Genomic DNA, 6,599 nt, shown 5'->3' on the forward strand with positions numbered 1-6,599 from the left:
CGTCGATCCCCGCGTCCTCCACCGGCCACCGGGCGCGGGCGGTCGGCCGTCCGTGACCGGAGCCACTTCCGCCTCCGCCGTGGCGTGTCCGCCCCACCGGCACCGGGACACGATAGGGTCAGCCGAAACCGGCCCGACCCGCGTACCACGGGGAGCCCGGTCGTCCCCCAGGCCCGGCGCGTGCGCGAGGGGGCCGTCCACACCCTCGAAGTAACCCTCTATCTGTCCAACGGAGCCCGCATGCTGACCGGAGGAGAGGTCGCCGCGCTCGTCGCCGCGGTGGTCTGGGCGGTGCTGGCCACGTTCATGTGCGTGGCGCTCGTCAAACTGATCAAGCTCATCAACGAGGCGACCAAGGTCGTGTCGGAACTGGGGGACCGCACCCCGCCGCTCCTGGACGAGGTCGCGTCCACGGTGGAGCGCACCAACACCTCGCTCGAACGCGTCGAGGAGATCACCGCCAACGTCCAGGCCAGCTCCGAGGACGTCTCCACGGTGACCGCGCTGACCCGGTCGGTGCTCACCGGGCCGCTGGTGAAGGTGGCGTCGCTGTCCTACGGCGTGCGCCGCGTGCTCGGCCAGCGCAGGGCCCTGGCCCTGGTGCGCACCCGCAGGAGGAAGGCGAACCGGTGATCGGCAGACTGTTCTACCTCGCCGCGGGTGCGGCCCTCGGCGGCTACGCGGTCCACCGGGTCAACCGCGCCAGGCGCGCCCTGTCCCCGGGAGGCATCGCCGAACGCGTGGAGGGCCAGGTCACCGAGTACCGGGGCGCCCTGCGCGAGCTCAACGAGGACCTGGTACAGGCCGTGCGCGAGCAGGAGGAGGAACTCCTGCGCCGGTACGCCCCGCGGAAGGGGCGCCGGCCCCTGCCCGGGGACGACCGTCGTGGACTGCCCGGCTCCGGATAGCGCGGATACCCGGCCCCGTGGCCGGAGCCGTCCCGAACGGCCCGCGGCGTGCGCCGCCGCGGTCCCCCGGAGGGTCGGGTGCTTCCCGCTCCATGACGGTGCTTCTCGCCCCACCTGGGTAGGGGGCGGTCGTAGGAACGTCGTCCAGGTGTCAGGGAGGCCCCCATGTACCCGCAGCAACCCTCGAACGACCCGAACCAGGGCGGTCAGTACCAGGGCGGCCAGTATCCCGGGGACCAGTACCCTCCCGGCCGGTACCCGCAGGACCCGGCGGCCCACCAGGGAGGCCACCCCGGGGCCCCGCCCGGCCCCGGCGACGGGACCAGGATGCCCGGCACGGCGATCACCGTGCGGGTGCTGATGTTCGTCGGCGGCGCCTGCGGCCTGCTGCTCGGCGGGCTGATGTGGATCGCCGCCGTGCTGGCGGCCAGCGGTGGCCAGGTCGGCGAGGAGATGCGGCGCGCACTGCAGGACACGGGCCTGTCGCTGTCCGGCTCGGAGGCCGTGACGTTCTTCGGGCTGATGGGTGCGATCCCGTTCGTCTACGGGGTGGTGTCCATCGTGCTGGCCTCGCTCATGGGACGCCGCAGCCCGGTCATCCTGTGGTCGGTCGTGGCCTTCCAGGGCCTGGCCGCGCTGATCCTGGTGTTCAACCTGTTCAGCGGCGGCTTCGCGGCGGTGATCCCGCTGCTCTTCACGATCGCCATGATCGTGCTCATGCTGCTGGGGGTCACGCGCGACTACTACTCGCGCCCGGCCGCCGCCCACTGACACGTCCCGACCCGCCGACACCGCGGGGGACCGGCGCCGACCGGTCCCCCGCGCCGCTGTCGGGACGGTGTCCCACCTGCTCGTTTCGTGCCCTGCCGTCAACCCTCTGTAGTGTCGTGGCGCTGACACACCGGGTTACGGAAAGGCCGAAACGTGAACCCCAGCCCCCGCCCCCAGCAGCCCCACGGCCATCCGGGGGAACCGCAGGGGCCGCCCCACCAGCACGGTGGTCAGCCGCGGCCCCAGGCACACGGCTACCCACAGGGACAGGTCCGCCCCGAACACCCGGCAGCGCCCTGGCGGTACACGCGGCAGCCGCCCGCCCCGCCCCGGCAGCGGTAGCACAGCCCCGGGGCCGACGAGGGATCCTCCAGCCTCCTGGCGGCCCTCACCGGAGCCGTCGCCCTGGTCCCCTTGGCCTGCGGCATCGTCTCCACGACCCTGGCCGCGCTCATGGGCCGCGGCGGGCGGGGACTGTCCTGGGGCGTCGCCGCCTTCCACGGTGTCGCGTCTCTGCTCCTGCTCGTCTGGATCGTTCTCGGCGACTACCTCGCCCTGGTCCCGCTGGCCTTCGCCGCGCTGATGATCGGTCTGATGTGCACACCCAGGGTCCGGGGGTTCTACCTGTCCTGATCCCGCCCGGCCCGGGGCCCGGCGGTGGTCAGCGGCGATAGCCTTGGAACAACCGGGCCGCCGGCGTTGTCCCAAGGACGGGTCCCCGGCGGCCACCCGCAAACCACGCGCGCCGACGTGGCGGCTCCCTCTACGATGGGCCCCTACCGACCACGCGTGACAACGGTCCCACGCAGGGACAGACACGTCGCCCCGGGCGGCGGAGCAAGCACAGGAGGGCATCAATGGAGACGGCAGAGATCGCGCGCCGCTTCCTCAGTTTCTTCGAGAAGAACGGACACACCGTGGTGCCCTCGGCAAGCCTCATCGCCGAGGACCCCACGCTGCTGCTGGTGCCCGCGGGCATGGTTCCGTTCAAGCCGTACTTCCTGGGCCAGCGCACGCCTTCCTACGACACCGCGACCAGCGTCCAGAAGTGCATCCGCACCAAGGACATCGAGGAGGTCGGCAAGACCTCCCGGCACGCGACCTTCTTCCAGATGCTCGGCAACTTCTCCTTCGGCGCCTACTTCAAGGAGCAGGCGATCCCGCTGGCGTGGGAGCTGGTCACCACACCGGTGGAGGAGGGCGGCTTCGGCATCGACCCCGACCGGCTGTGGGTGACCGTCTACCTCGACGACGACGAGGCCGAGACGATCTGGCGCGACAAGGTGGGCGTGCGGCCCGAGCGCATCCAGCGCATGGGCATGGAGGAGAACTACTGGGACATGGGCGTGCCCGGTCCCTGCGGCCCCTGCTCGGAGATCTTCTACGACCGCGGCCCCGAGTACGGCGCCGAGGGCGGCCCCGAGGCGGACGAGAACCGCTACATCGAGATCTGGAACCTCGTCTTCATGCAGTACGAACGGGGTGAGGGCAGCGGCAAGGACTACCCGATCCTCGGCGACCTGCCCAAGAAGAACATCGACACCGGTCTGGGCCTGGAGCGCCTCGCGGCGGTCCTGCAGGGCGTCGACAACATCTACGAGACCGACATCATCGGCCGCGTCCTGCACCGCGCCGCCGAGCTGACCGGCACCCGCTACGGCGACAGCGACGAGCAGGACGTCATGCTCCGCGTGGTCGCCGACCACGTGCGCAGCGCCGTCATGCTCGTCGGCGACGGCGTCAAGCCCGGCAACGAGAAGGCCGGATACGTCCTGCGCCGCATCCTGCGCCGCTCCATCCGCAATCTGCGCCTGCTGTCGGGCACCGACACCGCCTTCCTGCACGAGCTGACCGAGGTCAGCATCGACGCGATGAAGGACATCTACCCCGACCTGCTCGACAAGGCCGACGTCGTCCACGGTGTGATCGACACCGAGGAGAGGAACTTCGCCGAGACCCTGCGCGCGGGCACCACGCTGTTCGGCCGCGCGGCCGAGCGCACCCGTGCCGCGGGCGGCACCGTCTTCTCCGGCTCGGACGCCTTCCAGCTGCACGACACCTACGGCTTCCCCATCGACCTGACCCTGGAGATGGCGGCCGAACAGGGCCTGTCCGTGGACGAGGGCGCCTTCCGCGAGCTCATGCAGCGCCAGAAGGACACCGCCAAGGCCGACGCCAAGGCCAAGAAGCTCGGCAACGCCGACATCTCCCTGTACGCGCAGATGCTGGAGGGCGCCGGGGCGACCGACTTCCTCGGCTACACCGACGCCGAGAGCGAGTCGCACGTCAAGGGCATCGTCGTCGACGGTGTCTCGGCGCCCGCGGCCCGCGCGGGGGAGAAGGTCGAGATCGTCCTGGACCGCACCCCGTTCTACGCGGAGAGCGGCGGCCAGCTCGCCGACACCGGCACGCTGGCCGTGGACGGCCGCGGCGTCGTGGACGTGGAGGACGTGCAGAAGCCGCTGCCCGGACTGTTCGTGCACCGGGGCACCGTCCGCTCGGGCGAGGTGGTCCTGGACGACACCGTGCACGCCACCATCGACACCGGGCGCCGCAACGCCATCGAGCGCTCGCACTCGGCCACCCACCTCATCCACTCGGCGCTGCGCAACTCCCTGGGCCCGTCGGCGGGCCAGGCCGGCTCGGAGAACCGCCCCGGCCAGCTGCGGTTCGACTTCACCGCCGACAACGCGCTGGGCGGCGAGCGCCTGGCCGAGGTCGAGGAGGAGGTCAACACCGTCCTGGCGGGTGACATCCCGGTCCAGACCGAGGAGAAGAGCCTGGACGAGGCGCTGAAGATGGGCGCCCTCGCCATGTTCGGCGAGAAGTACGGCGACCGCGTTCGCGTGGTGGAGATGAGCGACTACTCAGTCGAGCTGTGCGGAGGCACCCACGTGCCCTCCACCGCCAGGCTGGGCATCGTCAAGCTCCTCGGCGAGTCCTCCATCGGCTCGGGCGTGCGGCGCGTGGAGGCGGCCGTGGGCGTGGACGCGTTCAAGCGGCTCTCCAAGGAGTCGGCGCTGGTCGGTCAGCTCTCCGAGCAGCTCAAGACCCCGCGCGAGGAGCTGCCCGAGCGGATCGACACCATGGTCTCCCGGCTGCGCGCCGCGGAGAAGGAGATCGAGAAGCTGCGCGCCGCGCAGGTGCTCCAGGCGGCCGGACCGATCGCCGAGGGCGCCCGCCGCCACGGTTCCGCGCTGGTCGTGGCCGCTCCGGCGCCGGAGGGCGCCGGCGCCGACGACCTGCGCAAGCTGGTGCTGGACGTGCGCGGCCGCCTCGGCGAGGACGAGCCCGTGGTCGTGGCGATGACCGCCGTGCCCAAGGACCGCCCGGTCGTGGTGATCGCGGTGAACAAGGCGGCGCAGAAGAGCGGGATCAAGGCGGGTGAGCTGGTGGGCATCGCGGCCCGCGCGCTCGGCGGCGGTGGCGGCGGCAAGCCCGACATCGCCCAGGGCGGCGGCAGCGACGCCGGCAAGGTCGACGAGGCCCTGCGCGCCGTCGAGGAGCGCGTGGCCAGGGACTAGGCCATCCCGCTCCCTCGGGCGTGCGCGGAACCGCTCCGGCGTTTCGCGCACGCCCGACGTGTGCGCCGCCCCTGTGGCGCTCCTCTCGTTCGCCGTGCTCGGTTCCTTCGCGCCGGCGTCCGCGGGTCCGGCCGCGTTCGGAACACGGCGGCGAAATGACGCACGGGCGTAGGGGGAGTCTGTAGTGTCGCCCTCTGTGACGATGTGGAGAATTCCGACATGCCCGGGTACGGGGCCTCCCGCCGGACCGGGACCCGCCGCCACCAGGGGCGGTGGCGCCGGGCGACCGGTACGTCATGGCCGCGGGGATCCCCGTTCGCGTCGGAACGGCGTCGAAGTGACTTACACTCGGACGGAACGCGTTCGACCCGGCCCCCACCGGGGCGGCCCCGGAGGAAGCGGCCGACGCGGGGCGCGGCCCCGTACCGCGACCGTCGTCGGCGAAGCTGCGCACCGCCATCGAATCGGGCATACTGTGGCGCGTCACAGCCGATCACACGGCTGTCTGCGCGGACTCTCCCGCGATCCAGCTGACGAACAGGACCACCGTGTTGAGGATTCTCCAGCCGCGGTGCTGTACCGGCAACGGTACGGCCCGCCCCCGTACCATCCCCGGTTCACGGGAGAGGTCCTCTTGAGACACGGTGTGCGCTTGGCCGTCGATCCGGGCAACGCCCGCATCGGGGTCGCCGCCAGCGACCCCGGCGGTATGATCGCGAGCCCGGTCGAGACCATCCCGCGCGGCAGGGGCGACCTGCAGCGGATCGCTCTGCTGGTCCTGGAACGGGAGGCGCGGGAGGTCGTTGTGGGCTACCCTGCCTCACTGTCAGGCCAGGAGGGACCGGCGGCCCGCTCCGCCAGGGAGTTCGCGAACGCGCTCGCCGCACTCCTGCATCCCGTTCCCGTACGTCTGGTCGACGAACGCCTCACCACGGTGACCGCCCAGAGCCAGCTGCTCTCGGGAGCCTCCTTCGCCAAGAAGGGAGCCAGGGGCGGCAGGGCCCGCAGGTCGGTCATCGACCAGGCCGCGGCCACCGTGCTCCTCCAGAGCGCCTTGGACCAGGAACGGTCGACAGGCCACCCCCCGGGCGAGATCGTCCACTCCAGCCAGGGAGAAGAATGAACGACAGGGATGACTACCCCGACAATCCCTATCGTGGGCGCTCCGGCCACGAGCGCGGTTACGACTACGACCCGCTCAGTGACCCCTCGCCCCCGCCGCCTCCGCGCGGCCGCAGGGCGCGCCCCGAACCGGGGGCCTGGAGCGACGCCCCCGGCGCGGGCGAGTTCCGCCGCGGCGCCCCGGACTCCGGCGGGTCCCGTTCTCCTCGCCACGCGCCCGGAGCCGGGGAGGAGTACGACCCCCTGGGCTCCGCCGCTCCGCCGCCCGGACGCC

The 6,599-nt window shown here is 72.0% G+C and carries 6 protein-coding genes and 1 pseudogene; all 7 read left to right on the forward strand.

Annotation, left to right across the window (positions count from 1 at the left end):
- Window positions 1-240 precede the first annotated feature (240 nt).
- A complete protein-coding gene (locus A6A08_RS19170) occupies window positions 241-633 on the forward strand; it encodes a DUF948 domain-containing protein (protein WP_073703977.1) in 393 nt (130 codons plus the stop codon).
- Window positions 630-908: a hypothetical protein gene (locus A6A08_RS19175; RefSeq protein WP_073703978.1), complete on the forward strand. Its 279-nt coding sequence runs from the start codon at window positions 630-632 to the stop codon at window positions 906-908. The genes A6A08_RS19170 and A6A08_RS19175 overlap by 4 nt, the downstream gene beginning before the upstream one ends.
- 165 nt (window positions 909-1,073) lie before the next feature.
- Window positions 1,074-1,679 (forward strand): hypothetical protein, encoded by a 606-nt coding sequence (locus A6A08_RS19180; protein WP_073703979.1) that lies wholly within the window; start codon window positions 1,074-1,076, stop codon window positions 1,677-1,679.
- Between the two features lie 414 nt (window positions 1,680-2,093).
- Window positions 2,094-2,312 (forward strand): hypothetical protein, encoded by a 219-nt coding sequence (locus A6A08_RS19185; protein WP_073703980.1) that lies wholly within the window; start codon window positions 2,094-2,096, stop codon window positions 2,310-2,312.
- 224 nt (window positions 2,313-2,536) lie between these two features.
- On the forward strand, window positions 2,537-5,203 hold the full coding sequence (gene alaS / locus A6A08_RS19190) for an alanine--tRNA ligase (protein WP_073703981.1): 2,667 nt from the start codon (window positions 2,537-2,539) through the stop codon (window positions 5,201-5,203).
- Window positions 5,204-5,837: 634 nt separating this feature from the next.
- Window positions 5,838-6,326 (forward strand): Holliday junction resolvase RuvX, encoded by a 489-nt coding sequence (gene ruvX / locus A6A08_RS19195; protein WP_073703982.1) that lies wholly within the window; start codon window positions 5,838-5,840, stop codon window positions 6,324-6,326.
- A pseudogene (locus A6A08_RS27140) lies at window positions 6,323-6,599 on the forward strand (hypothetical protein); the annotation flags it as partial. The gene ruvX and the pseudogene A6A08_RS27140, both read left to right, overlap by 4 nt.

This window comes from Nocardiopsis sp. TSRI0078 (assembly GCF_001905145.1).
Lineage (GTDB): Bacteria > Actinomycetota > Actinomycetes > Streptosporangiales > Streptosporangiaceae > Nocardiopsis.